The sequence below is a fragment of the Curtobacterium flaccumfaciens genome (assembly GCF_018598405.1).
GTDB classification, from domain to species: Bacteria; Actinomycetota; Actinomycetes; order Actinomycetales; family Microbacteriaceae; genus Curtobacterium; species Curtobacterium aurantiacum.
Genome location: NZ_JAHEWS010000009.1, coordinates 82594 through 103127, shown reverse-complemented (window position 1 = coordinate 103127; position 20534 = coordinate 82594). Strand labels below are relative to the sequence as shown.

The 20534-nt window shown below is 70.4% G+C and carries 20 protein-coding genes and 1 tRNA gene; 12 read left to right on the top strand and 9 right to left on the bottom strand.

The window, feature by feature from the left end:
- Positions 1-15 precede the first annotated feature (15 nt).
- Positions 16-1026, top strand: a complete 1011-nt coding sequence (gene rlmB / locus KK097_RS07825; RefSeq protein WP_214528745.1) for a 23S rRNA (guanosine(2251)-2'-O)-methyltransferase RlmB — start codon at positions 16-18, stop codon at positions 1024-1026.
- 445 nt (positions 1027-1471) lie between these two features.
- Here the strand turns inward: rlmB and KK097_RS07820 are convergent, their stop codons facing one another.
- Positions 1472-2776 carry a DUF4032 domain-containing protein gene (locus KK097_RS07820; protein ID WP_214544265.1) on the bottom strand — a complete coding sequence of 435 codons (1305 nt, stop codon included), beginning with the start codon at positions 2774-2776 and terminating at the stop codon, positions 1472-1474.
- 83 nt (positions 2777-2859) lie between these two features.
- On the bottom strand, positions 2860-3960 hold the full coding sequence (locus KK097_RS07815; RefSeq protein ID WP_214528743.1) for an ABC transporter ATP-binding protein: 1101 nt from the start codon (positions 3958-3960) through the stop codon (positions 2860-2862).
- A gap of 242 nt (positions 3961-4202) precedes the next feature.
- On the opposite strand from KK097_RS07815, the gene KK097_RS07810 reads away from it, so the two are divergent.
- Positions 4203-5141, top strand: coding sequence for a DsbA family protein (locus KK097_RS07810; RefSeq protein WP_214544264.1), 939 nt, complete (start codon positions 4203-4205; stop codon positions 5139-5141).
- 144 nt (positions 5142-5285) lie between these two features.
- Here KK097_RS07810 and ypfJ read toward each other — a convergent pair whose 3' ends face one another.
- Positions 5286-6179, bottom strand: coding sequence for a KPN_02809 family neutral zinc metallopeptidase (gene ypfJ / locus KK097_RS07805; protein WP_214544263.1), 894 nt, complete (start codon positions 6177-6179; stop codon positions 5286-5288).
- Between the two features lie 115 nt (positions 6180-6294).
- Here ypfJ and KK097_RS07800 point away from each other — a divergent pair, with 115 nt between their 5' ends.
- On the top strand, positions 6295-7437 hold the full coding sequence (locus KK097_RS07800; RefSeq protein ID WP_214544262.1) for a glycerol dehydrogenase: 1143 nt from the start codon (positions 6295-6297) through the stop codon (positions 7435-7437).
- A gap of 28 nt (positions 7438-7465) precedes the next feature.
- Here the strand turns inward: KK097_RS07800 and KK097_RS07795 are convergent, their stop codons facing one another.
- Positions 7466-8269, bottom strand: coding sequence for an NAD(P)H-hydrate epimerase (locus KK097_RS07795; protein ID WP_250896552.1), 804 nt, complete (start codon positions 8267-8269; stop codon positions 7466-7468).
- On the opposite strand from KK097_RS07795, the gene KK097_RS07790 reads away from it, so the two are divergent.
- Both KK097_RS07790 and KK097_RS07785 read left to right on the top strand, forming a co-directional pair.
- A complete protein-coding gene (locus KK097_RS07790; RefSeq protein ID WP_214528739.1) occupies positions 8268-9053 on the top strand; it encodes an alpha/beta fold hydrolase in 786 nt (261 codons plus the stop codon). The genes KK097_RS07795 and KK097_RS07790 overlap by 2 nt on opposite strands.
- A gap of 72 nt (positions 9054-9125) precedes the next feature.
- Positions 9126-10157 carry an aldo/keto reductase gene (locus KK097_RS07785; protein WP_214544261.1) on the top strand — a complete coding sequence of 344 codons (1032 nt, stop codon included), beginning with the start codon at positions 9126-9128 and terminating at the stop codon, positions 10155-10157.
- A gap of 219 nt (positions 10158-10376) precedes the next feature.
- Here the strand turns inward: KK097_RS07785 and KK097_RS07780 are convergent, their stop codons facing one another.
- The 3 genes from KK097_RS07780 to msrB form a co-directional block, all read right to left on the bottom strand.
- Complete coding sequence (locus KK097_RS07780) at positions 10377-11369, bottom strand: acyltransferase family protein (protein WP_214544260.1); 993 nt, start codon at positions 11367-11369, stop codon at positions 10377-10379.
- Between the two features lie 37 nt (positions 11370-11406).
- Positions 11407-11479, bottom strand: a tRNA-Thr gene (locus KK097_RS07775).
- Positions 11480-11517: 38 nt separating this feature from the next.
- On the bottom strand, positions 11518-11925 hold the full coding sequence (gene msrB / locus KK097_RS07770) for a peptide-methionine (R)-S-oxide reductase MsrB (protein WP_027466599.1): 408 nt from the start codon (positions 11923-11925) through the stop codon (positions 11518-11520).
- A 65-nt stretch (positions 11926-11990) separates the two neighbouring features.
- Between msrB and KK097_RS07765 the strand changes: the two genes are divergently transcribed.
- The 7 genes from KK097_RS07765 to KK097_RS07735 all read left to right on the top strand — a co-directional run bounded on the left by KK097_RS07765 (position 11991) and on the right by KK097_RS07735 (position 18018).
- Positions 11991-12464, top strand: coding sequence for a GNAT family N-acetyltransferase (locus tag KK097_RS07765; protein WP_214544259.1), 474 nt, complete (start codon positions 11991-11993; stop codon positions 12462-12464).
- Positions 12464-13465: a DUF2332 family protein gene (locus KK097_RS07760; RefSeq protein ID WP_214544258.1), complete on the top strand. Its 1002-nt coding sequence runs from the start codon at positions 12464-12466 to the stop codon at positions 13463-13465. Before KK097_RS07765 ends, KK097_RS07760 begins: the two co-directional genes overlap by 1 nt.
- Positions 13466-13562: 97 nt before the next feature.
- A complete protein-coding gene (locus KK097_RS18645) occupies positions 13563-13919 on the top strand; it encodes a DUF3263 domain-containing protein (RefSeq protein WP_214528734.1) in 357 nt (118 codons plus the stop codon).
- Positions 13916-14521 carry a LytR C-terminal domain-containing protein gene (locus KK097_RS07750; protein WP_214528733.1) on the top strand — a complete coding sequence of 202 codons (606 nt, stop codon included), beginning with the start codon at positions 13916-13918 and terminating at the stop codon, positions 14519-14521. Before KK097_RS18645 ends, KK097_RS07750 begins: the two co-directional genes overlap by 4 nt.
- A gap of 203 nt (positions 14522-14724) precedes the next feature.
- Positions 14725-14928: a cold-shock protein gene (locus KK097_RS07745; RefSeq protein WP_017888049.1), complete on the top strand. Its 204-nt coding sequence runs from the start codon at positions 14725-14727 to the stop codon at positions 14926-14928.
- A 257-nt stretch (positions 14929-15185) separates the two neighbouring features.
- On the top strand, positions 15186-16808 hold the full coding sequence (gene groL / locus KK097_RS07740) for a chaperonin GroEL (RefSeq protein ID WP_214528732.1): 1623 nt from the start codon (positions 15186-15188) through the stop codon (positions 16806-16808).
- Between the two features lie 430 nt (positions 16809-17238).
- Positions 17239-18018 carry a putative endonuclease domain-containing protein gene (locus KK097_RS07735; protein WP_214544256.1) on the top strand — a complete coding sequence of 260 codons (780 nt, stop codon included), beginning with the start codon at positions 17239-17241 and terminating at the stop codon, positions 18016-18018.
- Here KK097_RS07735 and KK097_RS07730 read toward each other — a convergent pair.
- Positions 18010-19728, bottom strand: coding sequence for a sensor histidine kinase (locus KK097_RS07730; RefSeq protein ID WP_214544255.1), 1719 nt, complete (start codon positions 19726-19728; stop codon positions 18010-18012). The genes KK097_RS07735 and KK097_RS07730 overlap by 9 nt on opposite strands.
- A gap of 66 nt (positions 19729-19794) precedes the next feature.
- On the bottom strand, positions 19795-20490 hold the full coding sequence (locus KK097_RS07725) for a response regulator transcription factor (RefSeq protein ID WP_017888045.1): 696 nt from the start codon (positions 20488-20490) through the stop codon (positions 19795-19797).
- Between the last annotated feature and the right edge of the window lie 44 nt (positions 20491-20534).

The following is a 20534-nucleotide window of genomic DNA, read 5'->3' as shown; positions in this document are numbered from 1 at the left end:
GAACAGGAGCTACGCATGAAGAACGTCTCGGGAAACAAGAAGGGCCGGCCCGGCGCCGTCCGTTCCGGTCGCAAGGGCAACAAGCAGGTCGGTTCCGGCGGTCAGGGCGCGCAGGCGCTCGAGGGGCGCAAGCCGACCCCGAAGGCCGAGGACCGGCCGTACCACCCCGCCGGCAAGCGCAAGGCCGCGAAGGACCGCTTCGAGGCGGCCAAGGGTCGTCACGGTTCCTCGAGCACCCCGCAGGGCCGCACGGGCCGTCCGCCGGCACGCAAGACCGACGACTCCGAGCTCGTGACCGGGCGCAACTCCGTGCTCGAGGCGCTGCGCACGAAGACCCCCTCGTCGACGCTCTACATCGCGTCTCGCATCGAGGTCGACGACCGCGTGAAGGAGATCCTCACGCTGGCCAACCACCGCGGGGTGCCGATCATCGAGCTCATGCGTCCCGAGCTCGACCGCATCACGGGCCACGACAGCGTGCACCAGGGCGTCGCGCTCAAGGTGCCGGCGTACCAGTACGCGGTGTCCGAGGACATCGTCGAGCAGGCGTTCTCGCGCGACCAGGTCCCGCTGCTCGTCGCGCTCGACGGCATCACGGACCCCCGCAACCTCGGTGCGATCATCCGCTCGACCGCGGCCTTCGGTGGACACGGCGTCATCGTGCCGCAGCGTCGCTCGGTCGGCGTGACGGCATCGGCGTGGAAGACCTCCGCCGGTGCCGCGGCCCGGACGCCCGTCGCGATGGCCCCGAACCTCACGCAGACCCTGAAGTCGCTCAAGTCGATGGGCCTGTTCGTCCTCGGGCTCGACGGCGACGGTGACGTGGAGCTCGACGGCCTCGAGCTGGCCGACCGTCCGATCGTGATCGTCGTCGGTTCCGAGGGCAAGGGCCTGTCGCGCCTGGTCACCGAGACCTGCGACGCCATCGTCTCGATCCCGATCTCGAGCGCCACCGAGTCCCTGAACGCCGGCATCGCCGCCAGCGTCACCCTGTGGGAGGTCGCGCGGCGCCGTCGCAGCGCGTAGCCCCCAGGGCTCGCTCACTTCGTGAGCAGGAACGGTCGCCTCCCCACCCGGGAGGCGACCGTTCCTGCTCACGGCGCTGGCCGGGCGGGCCCGAAGGGTCAGGACACGTCGGCTGGTGCCTGCCGTGTGGTCACGAGTCGTCGCTGCGCGACGCCGCAGGCGACGGTCCGTGACCGGTCGACGTTCGCCTGGCGGGGCGTCGTGACCGCTCGACAGGCAGCGTCACCACCGGCGGTGTCGGCGTGACGGTCTGGAGGGCCGGCGCCGGTCTCCGGGACGCGGGCCGGGCCTCCAGACGGTCGCGTTCTCGACCCCCGAACGGTCAGGACACGTCGGCTGGTGTCCGCCGTGCGGTCACGAGTCGTCGCTGCGCGACGCCGCAGGCGACGGCCTGTGATCAGTCGGCGCCCACCTGGCGGGGTGTCGTGACCGCGCGGGGACCGCGTCAGACCGTGGCGCGCCAGTCGTCGACGTCGTCGGACTCGTCGGCGTCGTCGTCCCCGACCGGGATCGGCACGGTGATCGACGAGGTCGGCGGGTTGATGAGCAGGCGCTCGTCGCGACGGTGACGCAGCACGTCGTTGATGTAGGCGGTGGTGGCCTCGGGCAGGGAGACGGAACGCTCCTCCTGCTGGGACATGAACCAGCGGTGCTCGAGCAGCTCGTGGAACACCTCGGCGGGTTCGAGCCGGCCGCGCAGGTCACGGGGGATCGAGCGGACGACGGGCTCGAAGACCCGCGACACCCACTCGTGTGCCACCATCTCCTCGTCGAGTTCGTCACGGCCGTTGCGGGCGCGGTACGAGTCGAGGTCGTTGAGCAGGCGGCGGGCCTGGTTCTCGCCGGCATCGAGTCCGGTGAGTCGCAGCAGTCGGCGCTGGTGGTGCCCGGCGTCGACGACCTTCGGCTGGATCCGCACCTGCGAGCCGCCCTCGGTCGTGTGGATCGACAGCTCCTCGATGTCGAAGCCGAGCTCGTTCAGGCGCTCGACGCGGTCGTTGATGCGCCAGCGTTCCTTGATGTCGAACTGCTCGGTGCCGGTGAGCTCTGTCCAGAGCGTCCGGTACTGGGCGACGATGCGGTTCGAGACGTCGACGGGGTCGGCGTTCTCGTCGAGCCGGCCGCCGGCTTCGAGGTCGAGGAGTTCGCCGGCGATGTTCACGCGGGCGACCTCGAGGTCGTTCTCGCGCTGGCCGTTCGACAGGCCGCCCGGGTAGAGCTTGCCGGTCTCGGCGTCGACCAGGTACGCGGCGAAGGCTCCGGCGTCTCGGCGGAACAGTGTGTTCGACAGGGACACGTCGCCCCAGTAGAAGCCGATGACGTGCAGGCGGACGAGCAGCAGCGCGAGCGCGTCGACGAGACGGGTGGCGGTCTCGGGGCGCAGCGTCTGCGAGTAGAGCGCGCGGTAGGGCAGGGAGAACCGCAGGTGGCGCGTCACGAGCACCGGGTGCAGCGGTTCACCGTCGGCGTCGACACGGTTCGTGATGACCGCGACCGGGTCCACGCACGGCACGTCCATGCGCTGCAGGGTCCGGAGCATCTCGTACTCGGAGCGGGCGACCTCTTCGCCGGTCTCCTTCACGGCGGCGACGTACCCGCTCAGGTGCACGAACCGCACGAGGTGCCGCGAGATGCCCTTCGGCAGCGCGACGATCGTGTCGTCGGGCCAGTCGGCGAGGGGCAGGTCCCACGGCAGGTCGAGCAGGCCGGGGTCGACGGTGGCGGCGGTGATGGACATCGAGTCGGGCACGGTGGTTCCTCTGGTGTCGGGGACAGCCGAGAGCCCGCGTCCGCCCTTGTGAGGCGGGCGCGGGCTCTCGGGGAGTGCGCTGGTTACGCGCTGACGACGGCCTTGTCGTCGAGACGCTCGCCCGACTCGGTGTCGAAGGCGTGCACGTGGCCCTGCTTCGGCGTGATGACGATGGTGTCACCGATCGACGGGTGCGCACGACCGTCGACACGGGCGACGATGTCGGCGCGCTGGCCGTTCACGTCGGCGTGACCGTAGAGGTAGCCGTCGGCGCCGAGCTCCTCGACCACGTCGACCGTGACGGGCAGGCCCTCACCCGTCTGCGAGACGATGACGTCCTCGGGGCGGATGCCGACCGTGATCTGGGCGGAACGGGCGTTCGACAGGGTGTCGCGGTCGATCGGGTGGTTGAGCGTCCCGAACTTGATGCCGCCCTCGATCACGTCGGCCGGCAGCAGGTTCATGGCCGGCGAACCGATGAAGCCGGCGACGAACACGTTGTTCGGCTTCTCGTACAGGTCGCGCGGGGTGCCGACCTGCTGCAGGATGCCGTCCTTGAGCACCGCGATGCGGTCACCCATCGTGAGGGCCTCGGTCTGGTCGTGCGTGACGTACACCGTGGTGACGCCGAGACGACGCTGCAGCGAGGCGATCTGCGTGCGGGTCTGGACGCGGAGCTTGGCGTCGAGGTTCGACAGCGGCTCGTCCATGAGGAACACCTGCGGCTGGCGGACGATCGCACGGCCCATCGCGACGCGCTGACGCTGACCACCGGAGAGGGCCTTCGGCTTGCGGCCGAGGTAGTCCTCGAGGTCGAGGAGCTTGGCGGCTTCCTGCACGCGGGTGGCGCGCTCTTCCTTGCCGACGCCGGCGATCTTGAGCGCGAAGCCCATGTTCTCGGCGACGGTCATGTGCGGGTACAGCGCGTAGTTCTGGAACACCATCGCGATGTCGCGGTCCTTCGGCGGGACGTCCGTGACGTCGCGGTCGCCGATGCGGATCTGGCCGGAGTTGACCTCTTCGAGGCCGGCCAGCATGCGGAGGGAGGTGGACTTGCCGCAACCCGAGGGGCCGACGAGGACGAGGAACTCGCCGTCGGCGACGTCCAGGTCGAGGGAGTCGACCGCGGGACGGTTGCCTCCGGGGTAGAGACGGGTTGCCTTGTCATAGGTGACGGACGCCATGAGCGTTCGGTCCTTCCTTCACCGGCAGGTACGTGCCGGACGATCCGAGTGAAGCGGTGTGCCCGTACGGGCCCCGGACAGTCGCCGTCGACTGTCGAGGTTCATACAACACGAGTTCACCCGGGTGCGCCAGTGTTTTCCCCCTGGTCGGCAGCTTCCCAGAGCGCCCCACTACAATCGCCGGGTCCGTCCGCCGAGCAGGGGAACGCCGAGCGGACACCGATCAGGAGGACGACGCACCGATGACCAACCGCCCCGAGGGTGACGCCCGCGCCGCGCGGAACGCACGCCGTGAAGCCGCCCGCCAACGAGCACAGCGTGCCCGGACCCAGCAGAAGCGCCGTCAGCGCGGCGTCCGACTCGGCCTGCAGATCGGGCTCGGGGTCGTGCTGCTCGCCGCGGCGACGATCGTCACGCTCGTCCTCGTCGACTCCGTGAAGCCCGCGGGCCCCGGCCCGTCGACCATGTCGCAGGGCGGCATCACGATCGGGCAGGACCTGAAGCCCGTCACGGCTGCCGCGTCCGGTTCCGCCTCGGCATCCGCGTCGCCGGACAGCGCCGCGACGGCCGGTGCCGGCACCGTCCGTATCACCCTGTACGTCGACTACCTCTGCCCCGGCTGCGGGCAGTTCGAGCAGGCGAACGGTGACTACATCGAGGACCTGGTCGACTCCGGCGCCGCCACCGTGGACATCCACCCCGTCGCGATCCTGTCGAACCGGTCGCAGGGCACGAAGTACTCGCTCCGCGCCGCGAACGCCGCGGCCTGCGTCGCCGAGCACTCGCCGAACCAGTTCTACGCGGTGAACCAGGCGCTCTTCGCGAAGCAGCCGGACGAGGGCACCCCTGGTCTGACGGACGCGGAGCTCACCGACGTCGTCACCGGCGTGCAGGGGCTCACGGAACGCAGCGCCGTCCGGAGCTGCATCGCGGACCAGGACTACGCCAAGTGGGTGGACGAACAGACGACCGCGGTGTCCGAGGGCACGATCCCCGGATCGACGCTGAAGGAGTTCCCCGGCACACCGCTCGTGCTCGTCAACGGGCAGCGGTACGAGCTGACCTCCCCGGTCACGAACGACGACTTCCGCACCTTCGTGGTGACGGCAGCCGGGGCGACCGACGCCACCCCGACGCCCACGCCGAGCGCGACCCCGTCACCCACGCCGACCAAGCGCTGACCTCCGGACGAGCGCTGACGCGCTGACCACGGACGGGAGGCCCGGTGCCAGCTGGCACCCCTCCCTCGCAGGCTCGGTCGGCGCGCCCCGCGCGACGCTTCGCGTCGCCGCTGAGCGGGTCGCGCCCGTCCGTCAGCGGTCCGACTACAGGGCCGAACCCGGGATGCTCAGGGTGTCGCAGCTCGTCGCGCCCTGCTGGTAGCCCCGCAGGAACCAGCGCTGTCGCTGCTCGCTCGACCCGTGCGTGAACGAGTCCGGGTCGACGCGGCCGGTCGCACGCTCCTGGATGCTGTCGTCACCCACGGCGCTCGCGGCCGACAGGGCGTCGGTGATCTGGGCGCGGGTGATCGGCTCGAAGAAGGTCTCGCCGTTCGCGTCCTCGGTGGTCGCGGCGTCCCCGACCCAGGCCCCGGCGTAGCAGTCCGCCTGCAGTTCCACGCGGACGCTGTCCGACGAGGCGCCGGTGCCGGAGCGGTCGGTGCTCGCGAAGGAGCCCTGCAGCTGCTGCACGTGGTGGCCCCACTCGTGTGCGACGACGTACATCTGCGCGAGCGGACCACCGGACGAGCCGTACTGCGACTGCAGGTCGTCGTAGAACGCGGTGTCCAGGAAGATCGCGCGGTCCGGCGGGCAGTAGAACGGGCCGGTCGCGGCGGAGGCCTGCCCGCACGCGGTGTCGGTGGAGTCCTGGAACAGGAAGAACTCGGGCCCCGAGTACGTGATGCCGAGCGACCGGGCCTCGGACGTCCAGTAGGCGTCGAGCGACTCGGCCGCACCCTCCATCCGGCACTCGACGCGTAGGTTGGCGTCGCGCCCGGTCCGGCACTCGGGGGCGGCGTCGGGCGACTCGCCCTCCTGCTGGATCGTCGTCAGGCCGTTGCCGCCGCCGACGATCCCGCTCAGGTCGACGCCGGTGAACTGCATGATCAGGAACACCACGATGGCGCCGACACCCACGGCGCCTCCGCCGATCGCTGTGGTGCGACCCCGCCGCTTGACCTTGCCACCCCGGAGTTGCGAGTCGTCGTTGAACGTCATGGTCCTGAACCTACCGATCAGCACCTCCTGATCAGCGGCCCCGCGTACCGTCGGCGGCGTCGGTCACCCCCGACACCTGTCGTACACCTGTCGTACAACCGGAAGGAACCGCACAATGGCCACTCCCATCAGCACCGTGATGAGTCCCGCGCGCTACGTCCAGGGCAAGGACGCGATCACCCGCGTCGGCGAGTTCGTCGCCCCGATCGGCACCCGGCCCCTGATCGTCGCCGACGACGTCGTCTGGGGCATCGTCGAGGCCGCCGTCACCGAGAGCTTCTGGTCCGCCGACCTGCCCGTCGAGCGCGTCGGGTTCGGTCGCTTCGCCACCCCCGAGGCTGTCGACGAGCTCGTCGAGCACATCGCCGCGAAGGACGCCGACGTCATCGTGGGGCTCGGCGGCGGATCCGCGATCGACGCCGCGAAGGCCGCCGGGCACCTCGCCGGCATCCGCTGGGCCAGCGTTCCCACGGCCGCGTCCACCGACGCCCCGACCTCGGCGCTCGCCGTCATCTACACCGCCGAGGGTGAGTTCATCGAGTACCGGTTCTTCCCGCACAACCCGGACCTCGTGCTCATCGACACCCGACTCGTCGCCAACGCGCCCGTGCAGTTCCTGGTCGCGGGCATCGGCGACGCCCTCGCCACCTGGGTCGAGGCCCGTGCCGCGAAGCGTGCCAACGCCGACACCATGGCCGGCGGGCTGCAGACCGAGACCGGCGTCGCACTCGCCGAGCTCTCCTGGAAGCTCCTGCACGAGAACGCCCTGCAGGCCATCGAGGCCGTCAAGGCGAAGGTCGTCACCCCGGCGCTCGAGAAGGTCGTCGAGGCGAACACGCTGCTGTCCGGCCTGGGCTTCGAGTCCGGTGGGCTCGCCGCCGCCCACGCGATCCACAACGGGCTGACCGCGGCTCCGCAGGCGCACGGCCTGGCGCACGGGCAGAAGGTGAACATCGGGACGATCGCGCAGCTCGTGCTCGAGGGCGCCCCGGCCGAGGAGATCGAGGACTTCGTCGTCTTCACCACGAAGGTCGGCCTGCCGAACACCCTCACCGAGATCGGGCTGACGGTCGACGACCGCGACGTGCTGCGCGCCGTGGCCGAGGCCGCCACCGTGGAGGGCGAGACCATCCACAACATGCCGTTCCCGGTGACGCCGGAGCTCGTGGTCGACGCCCTGGTCGCGATCGAGGGCATCGCACGCAGCATCCGCGCCGAGCACGGGCTGCCGGAGCCCGTGCTGTACGAGCACCACTGACGGTCGACCGGCACTGACATTCGAGGGGTCAGGTGCGGATCAGCGGCTCCATCGTCGCCAGGTCCGCACCGATCCCGACGTCGACGAGTTCGATCCGGCCGGCGAGGGTGGCTGCCGGCCCGGTCAGCAGGCCGGCCTTCACGCCGCCGAAGGTGACGGTGACGTCGGCGTGCAGGACGTGGTCGTCCGCGACACCGCCGGTGTCCACGTCGATGCCGCTCGGCACGTCCACCGCCACGACGAACGGCGCCCGCTGGTCGCGGGCGAGCTCACGGATGGCGTCCACGACCTCCCGCGCGGGGGACCGCAGTGCGTTCGCGCCGTGCACCCCGATGCCGAGGATGCCGTCGAGCACCAGGTCGGCCTCGAGCGCCGCCTCGGTCGCGACGTCCGCCAGGCGCTCGCCGTCGCTCCGGCCGGCGGCCCGCAGGATGTCGGCCGCTCCGCCCGCGTTCGGTCCCGAGGCGCCGGACGGGCCGTCCAGCAGTCGCGCGCCGGCGTCCAGCGCCGCTGCCAGAGCGGCCTCGTGGACACGGGAGCCGACGCGCAGGACCGCCACGTGCCTCCCGTCCACCGCCAGGCGAGCAGCCGCGAACAGGGCGTCACCGCCGTTGTCGCCGCTGCCGGCGAGCACGAGGACGGAACCCGGTCCGTCGACCGGCCGCACGGCCGGGTCGTCCAGCAGGTCGCCGACGATGCGTGCGAGCCCGTCCGCAGCCCGCTGCATGAGGGGTTCGCCCGTATCGAGGTGGGGGCGTTCCGCCGCCCGGATCTGATCGCCGCCGTAGCCGTCCATGGCCACCACACTGCCCCGATACGCTTGAGAGGACATGTCACTCGTCCCCGAAGCGCCCCGCCCCCGGTTCGTGATGTCGCCCGACGGCCTGCGACTCGCCACCTACGACTTCGGCGACCCCGACGCCCCCGCCGTCATCGCGGTGCACGGCTTCGCCTCGGGCGCGGTGCTCAACTGGCACGCCTCGGGCTGGACGCGCGACCTCGTCCGCGCCGGCTACCGGGTCCTGGCACTCGACCAGCGCGGTCACGGGGCGAGCGCGAAGCCCCACGACCCGGGTGCCTACTCGATGGACCTCCTCGTCGCCGACGTCACCACCGTCATCGACACGTACCTGCTCGACGACGTCGCGTTCCTCGGCTACTCGCTCGGTGCGCGGGTCGGCTGGCACACCGCCGAACGGCTGCCCGGCCGGATCTCGCGCGCGGTGTTCGGCGGGATCCCGGATGCTGACCCGATGCGCCGCGTCCGGGTCGACCAGGCGAAGGCGTACATCGCCGACGGCACCCCGATCGAGGACCGCGTCACGAACGGGTACCTGACGATGGCCGGCAACGTCGAGGGCAACGACCTCGGCGCCCTCGTGGCGATGGTCGAGGGGATGCGGAACAGCATCGAACCGACCCCGCAGAACGCACCAGCGCAGCCGCTCCTGATGGCAGCCGGCAGCGAGGACGGCATCCGCGACAGCGCGGTCCGGCTCGCTGAGGCTGCGCCGAACGCCACCTTCTTCGAGATCCCGGGGCGGAACCACTTCAACGCCCCCACCTCGCGCGCCTTCCGCGAAGCGGCGTTGCGGTTCCTGTCCGCTCCGCGCTGAGCGGGCTGCCCCGACCTGACGGGTACTGCCAGGTCCCCTCGGGACCAGCACGCCGGGCGTACCGTCCCGGCCATGGACTACAGACTCCTCGGCAACAGCGGGACATCGGTGTCGACGCTGACCCTCGGCACCATGACGTTCGGCAGCGAAGCCGACGAACCCACCTCACACGCCATCCTCGACGCCTTCGTGGCAGCCGGTGGCACGCTCGTCGACACGGCGGACGTCTACTCCGGCAACGAGTCCGAGCGGATCATCGGCCGCTGGCTCGCAGCACACCCCACCGAGGCCGCGCAGGTCGTCCTCGCCACCAAGGGCCGGTTCCCGCAGGGCGACGGCCCGAACGACCTCGGCCTGTCCCGACGACACCTGCGTGTGGCCCTCGACGCCTCGCTCGAGCGGCTCGGCGTCGACCACATCGACCTCTACCAGATGCACGCGTGGGACGCCCTGACGCCCATCGACGAGACCCTGCGGTTCCTCGACGACGCCGTGTCCGCCGGCAAGATCGGCTCGTACGGGTTCTCGAACTACCTCGGCTACCAAGTCACCAAGGCCGTCTACGAGGCGAAGGCCCACGGCTGGGCACCCCCGGTCACCCTGCAGCCGCAGTACAACCTGCTGGTGCGCGACATCGAGCACGAGGTCGTGCCCGCCTGCCTCGACGCCGGGATCGGCCTGCTCCCCTGGTCGCCGCTGGCCGGCGGTTGGCTCTCCGGCAAGTACCAGCGCGACGAGGCTCCGTCCGGAGCCACCCGCCTGGGGGAGAACCCGGAGCGCGGCATGGAGGCGTGGGAAGCCCGCAACGGCGACGAGCGCACGTGGGAGGTGCTCGACGCCGTGTCCGAGGTCGCCGACGCCCACGACGCCTCGAAGTCGCAGGTCGCACTCGCCTGGCTGCTGGCCCGTCCCGCGGTCACGAGCGTGATCCTCGGCGTCCGCACCCTGTCGCAGCTCGAGGACAACCTCGGTGCCGCCGACCTGGTGCTCACCGCCGACGAGCTCGCACGGCTGACCGACGCGAGCGCGCCCCGCATCGACGACTACCCCTACGGCACCGCCGGTGTCGCGCAGCGGGAGCGGAGGATCACCGGCGGACGCTGAGCGGACAGGACCGCTGCGCGATCGTGCACATCGTGCGGATTTCCGCGGATGTGGGGTCAGGGTGTGGACGCGCGGGTCGGTGAGGTGTCATCCTCGTCGCACGACCGGCTGGTTACCGCGTCCAGCGCCCGGAACGCCCCCTGATCCGCGTTCCGTGTGCCGATGCCCCGGGCGAGACCTCGCCCGGGGCATCGCCTGTCCGCGGGAGCGCGGGTCCCGTCACACGGCCGCCGGCTGCGGTCCCTGGACCCGGTCCGTCGCCGGGAGCGTGCGCCCCGTCGCCCACGGCGCGAGCCGGGTGCGGTCGAGGAGGAGCGCGACGGTCCAGGGCACGACCGTCGCGGCGACGAACACGAGGGGCGTCGGGAGGACGGGCTCCGCGACCCAGATGACCGCTGCGTGGAGCAGCACCACGGTGATCCCGACCGACGCGAGTCGTGACACGACCGTGGCGGTGCGCCCGTGCACGACCTCGTCGAGGGCGAGCCCGACCAGGACGAGTCCGCTGCACAGGACGATCGCCGTGACGACGCTGAGGAGGGGCGTGCCGAAGTCGGCCCGCTTGAGGTCGAGCGGCCGGCTGCCCAGCGCCACCGCGGTGCCACCGGCGACCAGAAACACGGCACCGACGAGTGCGGGACGTCCGATCCGTGGCAACCACCGGCGCGCGACCGACCCGGCCAGGACGAACACCAGGGCGGCGATCGCGGTGCCGGCGCTCTCCGGTGGGAGCCGGACGACACCCGGCGCGACGGTGGCGACGGTGACGGCTGCGAGCGCGACGGCCCACGGCACCCATGCTCGCCAGCGTTCGAGGAAGCGCAGCACGACCGTGGCGACGGCGAGGGCGGTGACGAACCAGAACGCCGAGTACGGCCGGCCGACGTACTGCCCACCGAGGAGCGGGCGGAGGAGGTCCAGGGGCTGCCGGGCGGCGTCCGAGGCGATCGCCCACGGGAACCAGGCGAGGCTGATCACGACGAACCATCCCAGGTAGGGACGGATCAGCGTGCGCCACCGCCCCCGGACCTCAGTGCGGAGCGGTCGGCCGGGCTTCCAGAACCAACCGGTGAGGAAGAAGAACACCGGCACGTGCCACGGGTAGAGCGTGGCGACGGTGAACTCGTTCGTCCAGACGTGCCCGGCGACGACGGCGGCGACGCCGAGCACACGGACGACGTCGATACCTGTGGAACGCGATATTTCGGCCATATGACCGATGGTATATCAGTGGCCTGAGGGTGAAGAGGGCCGGCAGCGGGACTTGAACCCGCAACCCCCGTATTACAAGTACGGTGCGCTACCAATTGCGCCATGCCGGCTGACGCCGCTCATCTTACCGATGCGGGCGCCGGGGGCTCTATTCGCCGGACTTCTCGGAGAAGTTCAGCGAGATCGAGTTCATGCAGTACCGGTCACCCGTGGGGGTACCGAACCCGTCCGGGAACACGTGGCCCAGGTGCGAACCGCAGTTCGCGCAGCGGACCTCGGTGCGGGCCATGCCGAGCGAGTTGTCCTCGATGAGCTGGACGGCGTCCGGGTTCACCGACTCGTAGAACGACGGCCAGCCGCAGCCGGAGTCGAACTTCGTGCCGCTCTTGAACAGCTCCGCGTTGCAGGCCGCACAGGTGTAGACGCCGGCGCGCTCCTCGTCGAGGAGTTCACCGGTCCACGGTCGTTCGGTCCCCGCCTGGCGGAGGACGGCGTACTGGTCCGGGGAGAGCTCCTCGCGCCACTGGGCGTCGGACTTGTCGACGTTGTATGCCATTGGTTCCTCCTGCTTCCGGCCGGGCTCTTCCGGGCACTCCCGACCACTTCACTAAACTCGCCACGATGTCCGAGCATTCCGTGCACCACGCCCGCTGGACCCGTCTGACGACGGACGAACTGTACGGCATCGTCGTGCTCCGCAACCGCGTGTTCGCGCTCGAGCAGCGGGTCACCGCCGAGGACTTCGACGGCCGCGACCGCGAACCCGACACCGAGCACTGGTGGTTCGGCACCGACACCGAAGCGGTTGGGTACCTGCGGCTCATCCGGCCGGCACCGGACGAGGTCCACCCTGACGGCGCGGAGTCGCCGGCGTGGGTGATCGGCCGCGTCGCGACCCATCCGGAGCACCGTGGGCAGCGGATCGCCGGTCGGCTCGTCGAAGCCGTGCTCGACGACCACGGACACGACCCGTTCGTCCTGCACGCCCAGGAGTGCGTCGCCGCCCTCTACGAGCGGTACGGCTTCGTGCGGTTCGGGGAGCCCTACGACGAAGCCGGCATCCGCCACGTCGGCATGCACCGGTCCGGGCGCTGATGGACACCCGCGCCCGGTACGACGCGTACGCCGACCGCATCCGGGCCGTCTCGCCGTCGTACGCCGCCTGGGCACGGTCGCTCGACGACGCCCTCGTCGCGCTCCTCGCCGAGGTGCCCGAGCAGCAGCGGCAGCCGGAGCTGTTCTTCGCCGTCGCGCGGCGGCTGGGCGCGGACCCGTCGGACCCGGGTGCGCTCCGCGCGATCGGACGGGAGGCCCGCCCCGCGCTGGTCGCGGCCCTCGCCTCCGCCACGGTGCAGGCCAACGACCCGCGGCGGCTCGCCCCGGTCGTCCCGTTGTTCGCGGCGCTCGCCGAACGGTCCGCGCGCCCGCTCGGCCTGGTCGACGCGGGAGCCGCCGCGGGGCTGTGCTCGATCCCGGACCGGGTGACCCTGGACTACCGGGTCGGTTCCGGGGCCGCGGTCCTCCGGATGCACACGGCGGTGGCCGACCCCTCGGTCCGGCTCGTCGCGGACGCCTCCGGGGCCGTCCCCGCACCGGCGACCGTCCCGATCAGGATCGGCGCCAGGGTGGCCCTCGACCCGAACCCGATCGACCTGTCGGTCCCCGGTGCGTTCGACCGGCTGGTCGAGGCCGTCCCGCCCGAGGCGTCGGACCGGACCGCCCTGATGCGTGCGGCGGCGTCCGCGACGCTCGCCGTGCCTCCAGACCGACTCGTCGGCACCCTGCCAGGTGACCTCGATCGCGCACTGGACGCCCTGCCGGACGACGTCGAACCGGTCGTGCTGACCACCGGGACCCTGGTCTACGTGCCGGGCGCGGACCGTCAGTGGTTCGTGGACCGGATCCGTGAGCGGGGCGTGCACTGGATCGCCCTCGAGCGCACCGGGATCCTGCGCGGGGTGGCGGCGACGCTGCCAGACGACGTCGATGCTGCGGACCCGGACGCCTTCGCGACGGCCTCGCTCGACGGGGTCGCGACGGCCGTCTCCGACCCGTTCGGCACGCGCGTGCGGTGGTTCCGTGCGCCGAACCTGTGACCGGTGTTCGCGACAGTCCAGCACCGTGCCAGGGTCCGGATCGACTCCACCCCTACGATGTGCGAGACCCGTTACCCGATACGTGATCGGAACCGCCGTGACCAGCCCCACCGACGAACGCCGTGTCGACGAGCATCGTGTCGACGACCGCCGTGTCGACGACCGCCGTGTCGACGAACTCGGTGACCTCGCCAAGCGCGTGCTCTCGTTCGAGCACGACCGGGCACGGCACGACCGCACCAAGGAAGCGGAGATCCGGGTGGAGTTCGAGATGTCGGCCGCGCGCTACTACCAGGTGCTGAACCGCGTCATCGACTCACCCGCGGCACTCGCGTACGACCCGCAGCTCGTCACCCGGCTGCAGCGGCTCCGTCACGCGCGCACCAGCGCCCGGGCCACGCGCAGCTTCGTCGCGCCCGGTGCGGCTCCCGAAGGACGTGAAGAGGAACGATGAGCACGAGATTCCCCCGAGACCGGTTCGACGACGTCGCCGACGGCCCGCGGGTCGGTGCCCACCGCGGTGCCCAGCGTCGCGGCCGTGGCTGGATCGCCTTCGCCTGGGCGGCACTCGCCACCGGTGTCCTCGTCGGCATCGGCGTCCTCGTGCTCGCACTGCTGAACGGCAGCTACTCGTTCAACGGATCGGACTCCCCGTCCGCGTCCACCTCGGCGTCCGCGACCGCGAAGCCCTCGGCGACGTCGAAGCCGTCCGCGTCCTCGTCCGCGGGTTCCGGTTCGGCGGGGTCGGACAGCGCCGCGGCCGCGACGCCGGCGCAGCAGGGCACGACCACCGTCGTCGTCCTGAACGGCACGACCACCACGGGGCTCGCCAGCCGGGCCAGTGCGGCGCTGACCGGCGCCGGCTGGCAGGTCGCCTCCACCGGAGACGCCGGCACGACGGGCTCCACGTCGACGATCGTCTACTACCAGCAGGCGTCGCAGGCGGCGGTCGCGCAGGGCATCGCGAAGCAGCTCGGCGTCACGGCCGTGCAGCAGTCGGCGGCGTTCCCGAACGCCGACGTGAGCGTCGTCCTCGGCGCCGACTACACCGGCTGACCGGGTGCGGCACCACGTCGAGCCGGTCGTCGCGCCGCGTTTTCCGCGCATTGTGTGACGGCTGTGTTTCGAACACGTTGATTTCTGACGGAATCGACGTGAAACAACGTCACACCTCTTGCCTGATCGTGCCCGTTCGGTCAGAGTCCCATGCAGACGACGATCACGTCGTTCCGCACTGCAGTACCAGGGAGCAAGAGATCATGGCCAACGGAACCGTGAAGTGGTTCAACGCTGAAAAGGGCTTCGGCTTCATCACCGTGGATGGAGGAGGCCAGGACGTGTTCGTGCACTACTCGGCCATCGACATGTCGGGTTACAAGGTCCTCGAGGAGGGCCAGGCCGTCGTGTTCGACGTCGGCACCGGGTCGAAGGGCCCGCAGGCAGAGTCCGTCCGCCCCGCCTGAGCAGCACCACTTCGAGGAACGCGCCGTCCCGTCAGGGGCGGCGCGTTCGTCGTGTGCGGGGTGGTGACCGGTGCCGGGAGCGCGACCGCGGCGGTGGCGCGGGGTCCGCCGGACGCGAGGTGGCCTGGGAAGTCGTCACGAGCCTCCCGACTGTGTTGCACTCACACCCGGCGAGTGCCAGAATCGGCGTTGGCACTCGCTCACGCTGAGTGCCAGCACGACCCCCAAGACGACGTCCGGGAGGGACGAAAAACCACATGGCTAAGATCATTGCTTTCGACGAGGAGGCCCGCCGTGGCCTCGAGCGCGGCCTGAACCAGCTGGCCGACGCCGTGAAGGTGACGCTCGGCCCGCGCGGCCGCAACGTCGTCCTCGAGAAGAAGTGGGGCGCCCCCACGATCACGAACGACGGTGTCTCCATCGCCAAGGAGATCGAGCTCGACGACCCGTACGAGAAGATCGGCGCGGAGCTCGTCAAGGAGGTCGCCAAGAAGACCGACGACGTCGCCGGTGACGGTACGACCACCGCGACCGTCCTCGCCCAGGCGCTCGTCCGCGAAGGCCTCCGCAACGTCGCCGCCGGTGCCGACCCCGTGTCGCTCAAGCGCGGCATCGAGAAGGCCGTCGCCGCCGTCTCCGACCAGCTCCTCGCCAACGCGAAGGACATCGAGACCAAGGACCAGATCGCCGCGACCGCGTCGATCTCGGCCGCTGACCCGACGATCGGCGCGCTCATCGCCGAGGCCATCGACAAGGTCGGCAAGGAAGGCGTCGTCACCGTCGAGGAGTCGAACACCTTCGGCACCGAGCTCGAGCTCACCGAGGGCATGCGCTTCGACAAGGGTTACCTGTCGCAGTACTTCGTCACCGACCCCGAGCGTCAGGAAGCCGTCTTCGAGGACGCCTACATCCTGATCGTCAACTCGAAGATCTCGAACATCAAGGACCTCCTGCCGGTCGTCGACAAGGTGATCCAGGCGGGCAAGCAGCTCCTGATCATCGCCGAGGACGTCGACGGCGAGGCCCTGGCCACGCTCGTCGTGAACAAGATCCGCGGCATCTTCAAGTCCGTCGCCGTCAAGGCCCCGGGCTTCGGCGACCGCCGCAAGGCCATGCTGCAGGACATCGCGATCCTCACCGGTGGTCAGGTCATCTCGGAAGAGGTCGGCCTCAAGCTCGAGAACGCGACGCTCGACCTGCTCGGTCGTGCCCGCAAGGTCGTCATCACCAAGGACGAGACCACGATCGTCGAGGGTGCCGGCGACGCCGAGCAGATCGCCGGCCGTGTCCGCCAGATCCGTGCCGAGATCGACGCGACCGACTCCGACTACGACCGCGAGAAGCTCCAGGAGCGCCTCGCGAAGCTCGCCGGTGGCGTCGCCGTCATCAAGGCGGGTGCCGCGACCGAGGTCGAGCTCAAGGAGCGCAAGCACCGCATCGAGGACGCCGTCCGCAACGCGAAGGCTGCCGTCGAAGAGGGCATCGTCGCCGGTGGTGGCGTCGCCCTCATCCAGGCCGGTGCCGTCGCACTCGAGGCCCTCGAGCTCGAGGGTGACGAGGCGACCGGTGCGAACATCGTCCGCGTGGCCATCGACGCGCCGCTCAAGCAGATCGCGCTGAACGCCGGTCTCGAGCCGGGTGTCGTCGCCGCCAAGGTCCGCGAGCTCGAGTCGGGTTGGGGCCTCAACGCCGCGACCGGCGAGTACGTCGACCTGATCGCCGCCGGCATCATCGACCCCGCCAAGGTCACGCGCTCGGCGCTGCAGAACGCTGCGTCGATCGCCGGTCTGTTCCTGACCACCGAGGTCGTCGTCGCCGAGAAGCCCGAGCGCACCCCTGCTGCTCCGGCTGGCGACCCGACGGGTGGCATGGACTTCTAGTCCGCCTGACGGAAGGGCCCCGCACGCTGCGCGTGCGGGGCCCTTCCGTGTTTGCGGGGGTGGGCGGAGGCGGGAGCGTGGGGGCGGCGTGCGGGCTTGCGGCGGCTTGCGGCGGTGAGGTTCCAAAATCTCGGCATCCCAACGCCGTAGGTAGCGAGGCGTGTCACTTCGGCATCCGACTGGCGGCGTGTCCTGGAACCTCGGCTCAACGCGTGGTCCCGTCGGCCTGGAGGCTCGTCCCGCGACGTTCTCCACAGTTGCGGCCGGACGCGTCCGACTCCGGCGCCGCGTGCACGAAGCTCTCGTCATGACAAGCGGAGCACTGCGCGACGAACACCCAGCGAGGCCGTTCCGCGTGCGGGAGGCATTGTCAGCGGGGGTTCCCGCGTCGAGGTTGACCCGTCGCGATCTGCAGTCCCCGGTCCACGGCGTGCGCGCTCGAGCGGGGGTCGCGATCACCCTGGTCGAAGCCATCGCGCTCGTGCTCCGCGATGACCAGTTCATCAGCCACACGACGGCGGCCCGGCTCTGGGGTGCGCCCCTGCCGTCCCGCCTGGACGACGAACTGGTCCACGTCAGTGCCATCGGCACAGCGCCGATCATGCGCCGCCCACAGGTCATCCCGCATCGGCTGCGGCTCGAGGGGTTCCAGCCGAGCCGGGTCCGCGGGATCCCGGTGAGCCCTCCGGCGCGAGCCTGGTTCGAGTCCGCGTCGGTACTCACATCGGTCGAACTCGTCGTCCTCGGCGACTTCTTCGTCGGTCCGAGCGGGTTCGCGACCGTCGACGGGTTGGCGGCGGCGATCGTGACGGGCAGCCGTGCGGCGCGGAGGGCACGCGCGGCGCTCGACGATGTACGCACCGCTGTGGAGTCGCCGATGGAGACCCGTCTTCGCCTCGGCGTCATGGGAGCGGGCTTCCCGGAACCCGAGATCAACCTGGACGTCGTCGACGACCGCGGTCGGTTCCTCGGCCGCGCCGACCTCGCGTGGCCCGAACTCCGGATCGCTCTGGAGTACGACGGCGACCACCATCGCGACCGCCGGACGTTCCATCACGATCAGCGCCGGGCGAACGGGTTCGCGGTCAACGGCTGGATCGTGGTCCACGCGACGTCAGCGGATGCCGGGCGTCCCGCTGTCCTGTTCGAGCGACTCCGGCAGGCGTTCGTGCAACGCGAGGTCGAGGCTCGGACCCGCCGATCAGCCTGATCCTGCGCGGGCGGCGTGGTCATCGGCGGCCCGCTGTCGCCGAGGTTCCAGAACACGCCGTGCGTCCGCCGACGAGGTTCCGGACGATGACGCCAAGCCCGCCGAGATGCCGAGATTTTGGAACCTCGGGGCGAGGGGCTCGGGCCTCGGGCTCGCCATGGTGTCCCGGGCGCGCGAGGTGTCGGCACGCCAGAAGCGCTGGAAGATCTTCTCGCGCAGCTGCGGCGGGATGCCCTCGCCGTGGTCGATCACGTCGAGGTGCGCCATGCCGCGCTCGTCGTCCACGCCGATGCCGATCTCGATCGGGTCGTCGTGCGCGGTGAACCGCATGGCGTTGCCCATCAGGTTCGTGACGATCTGGCGGATCTTGTTCTCTTCTGCCAGGACGATCGGCGGGCGCTTCGGCAGCACGACCGTGGGCAGGGGGGTGGTCTCATCGGTGGGGGCGGCACCGGCGTCGATGTTCATCGCACGGGTTCGGCGGGCACGTAGGCGCGCGATCGTCTGGCGCGAGAACGCGATCGGTCCGGTGGTGTTCGCCGAGGTCGGCGACACGGGCGGTGCCTCGCCGGTGTCCGGGGAGGCGATGGACGTCCCCGACGGACGGACCGCCTGGGGCACGCTCTCGCCGGTCAGGGCGTCCTCGACGAGGACCTGGATCTCACGGTCGGGGTTGGAGGCCATGGTGTCGAGCGCTGAGTCGCGTGCGATGGCGACCAGGTCGACCGGGCCGAGCTCGAGGGGCTTCGACTCGTCGATCCGGGCGAGCTGCAACAGGTCCTGCACGAGCAGGCCCATCCGCTGTGCTTCCTTCTCGATGCGCTCCATCGCCTGCGCGACGTCCTCTTCCTTGCGCAGGGCGCCCATCCGGTAGAGCTCGGCGTACCCGCGCAGGGACACGAGGGGTGTGCGGAGCTCGTGGGAGGCGTCACCGACGAACCGGCGCATCTGGGCGATGGTGCGGTCGCGGTCCTCGAACGCCGAGTCGATCCGCTCGAGCATCACGTTGAGGGAGCGGTTGAGCCGACCGACCTCGGTGTTCGGGGTGTCGGCTTCGAGGCGCTGGTTGAAGTCACCCGCGGCGAACCGGGCGGCGGTGTCCTCGACGTCACGCAGCGGGTCGAAGGTCGCGGTGACGAGCAGCCGGGTGAGCATCGCGCCGAGCAGGATGACCGAGGCACCGAAACCGAGGAAGATCGCGGTGAACTTGGCGATCGTCTCGTCGGTGCCGGCGCTCGAGACGGCGATGAGGACGTAGCCGGTCTCGGTGGTGCCGTCGGACTGGTTCTGCAGGGACGCCGGGATGATCTGCGCACGCCACTCGTGGTTGTGCTGGCTGTCGTAGAGCGAGACGCGCTGGTTCGTCTGGGCGGCGTCGACCAGCATCGCCTGGCGGACGTCGGGTCGGCTGGAGGCGGGCGTCTGGCAGATCTGGTCGCCGTCGGCGTCGTACGCGGCGACGTAGGCGCTCTGCGACACCACGACGGAGAGCTTGCAGTACTGCTCGCCGTCGCTGATGTTCTGGCCCTCGAGCTGCTCGGTCGTCTGCTTGACGGTGTTGTCGAGCTGCTGCATGAGGTAGGTGGACAGCACCGTCATCGTGCCGAGCCCGGCGACGAGCAGCCCGAGCGCGACCAGGAGCACCGTGATCCCGGTGATCTTGGTGCGCAGGGAGATCCCGTCCCACCAGTGGTTCATTCGCGTGTGCATGCTGCCCCAACGATAGACAGCGGCCGCCCGGTGAAACCGGACGACCGCCGTGAAGACGTGATGGTGCTACGAGGCCTTGGACGCCTTCAGCATGTAGCCGAAGCCGCGCTTGGTCTGGATGATCGGCTCGGCCGAGTACTGGTCGAGCTTGCGGCGCAGGTACGAGATGTAGCTCTCGACGATGCCGGCGTCGCCGTTGAAGTCGTACTCCCACACGTGGTCGAGGATCTGCGCCTTCGACAGCACGCGGTTCGGGTTGAGCATGAGGTAGCGGAGCAGCTTGAACTCGGTGGGGGAGAGCTCGATCTGCGCGTCGCCGATCGTGACCTCGTGCGTGTCCTGGTCCATCGTGAGCTCACCGGCGCGGATGATCGCGTCTTCCTCGTCGTTCATCGTGCGACGGAGGATGGCCTTGATGCGGGCGACGATCTCGTCGAGCGAGAACGGCTTGGTGACGTAGTCGTCGCCGCCGACGGTGAGGCCGGTGATCTTGTCCTCGGTGTCGTCCTTCGCCGTGAGGAACAGGATCGGCGAGGTGTAGCCAGACGACCGCAGGCGCTTGGTGACGCCGAAGCCGTTCATGTCGGGCAGCATCACGTCGAGGATGATGAGGTCCGGCTCTTCTTCCAGCACGGCGGAGATCGCCTGTGCCCCGTTGCCCACCGCACGCACGGCGAAGCCGGCGAAGCGCAACGAGGTCGTCAGGAGGTCGCGGATGTTCGGCTCGTCGTCGACGATCAGGATCTTGGGGCCATCGCTCATGGCTCTATCTTCTGACCGTTCCCTCGGGGTTTCCTGAGAGCGGT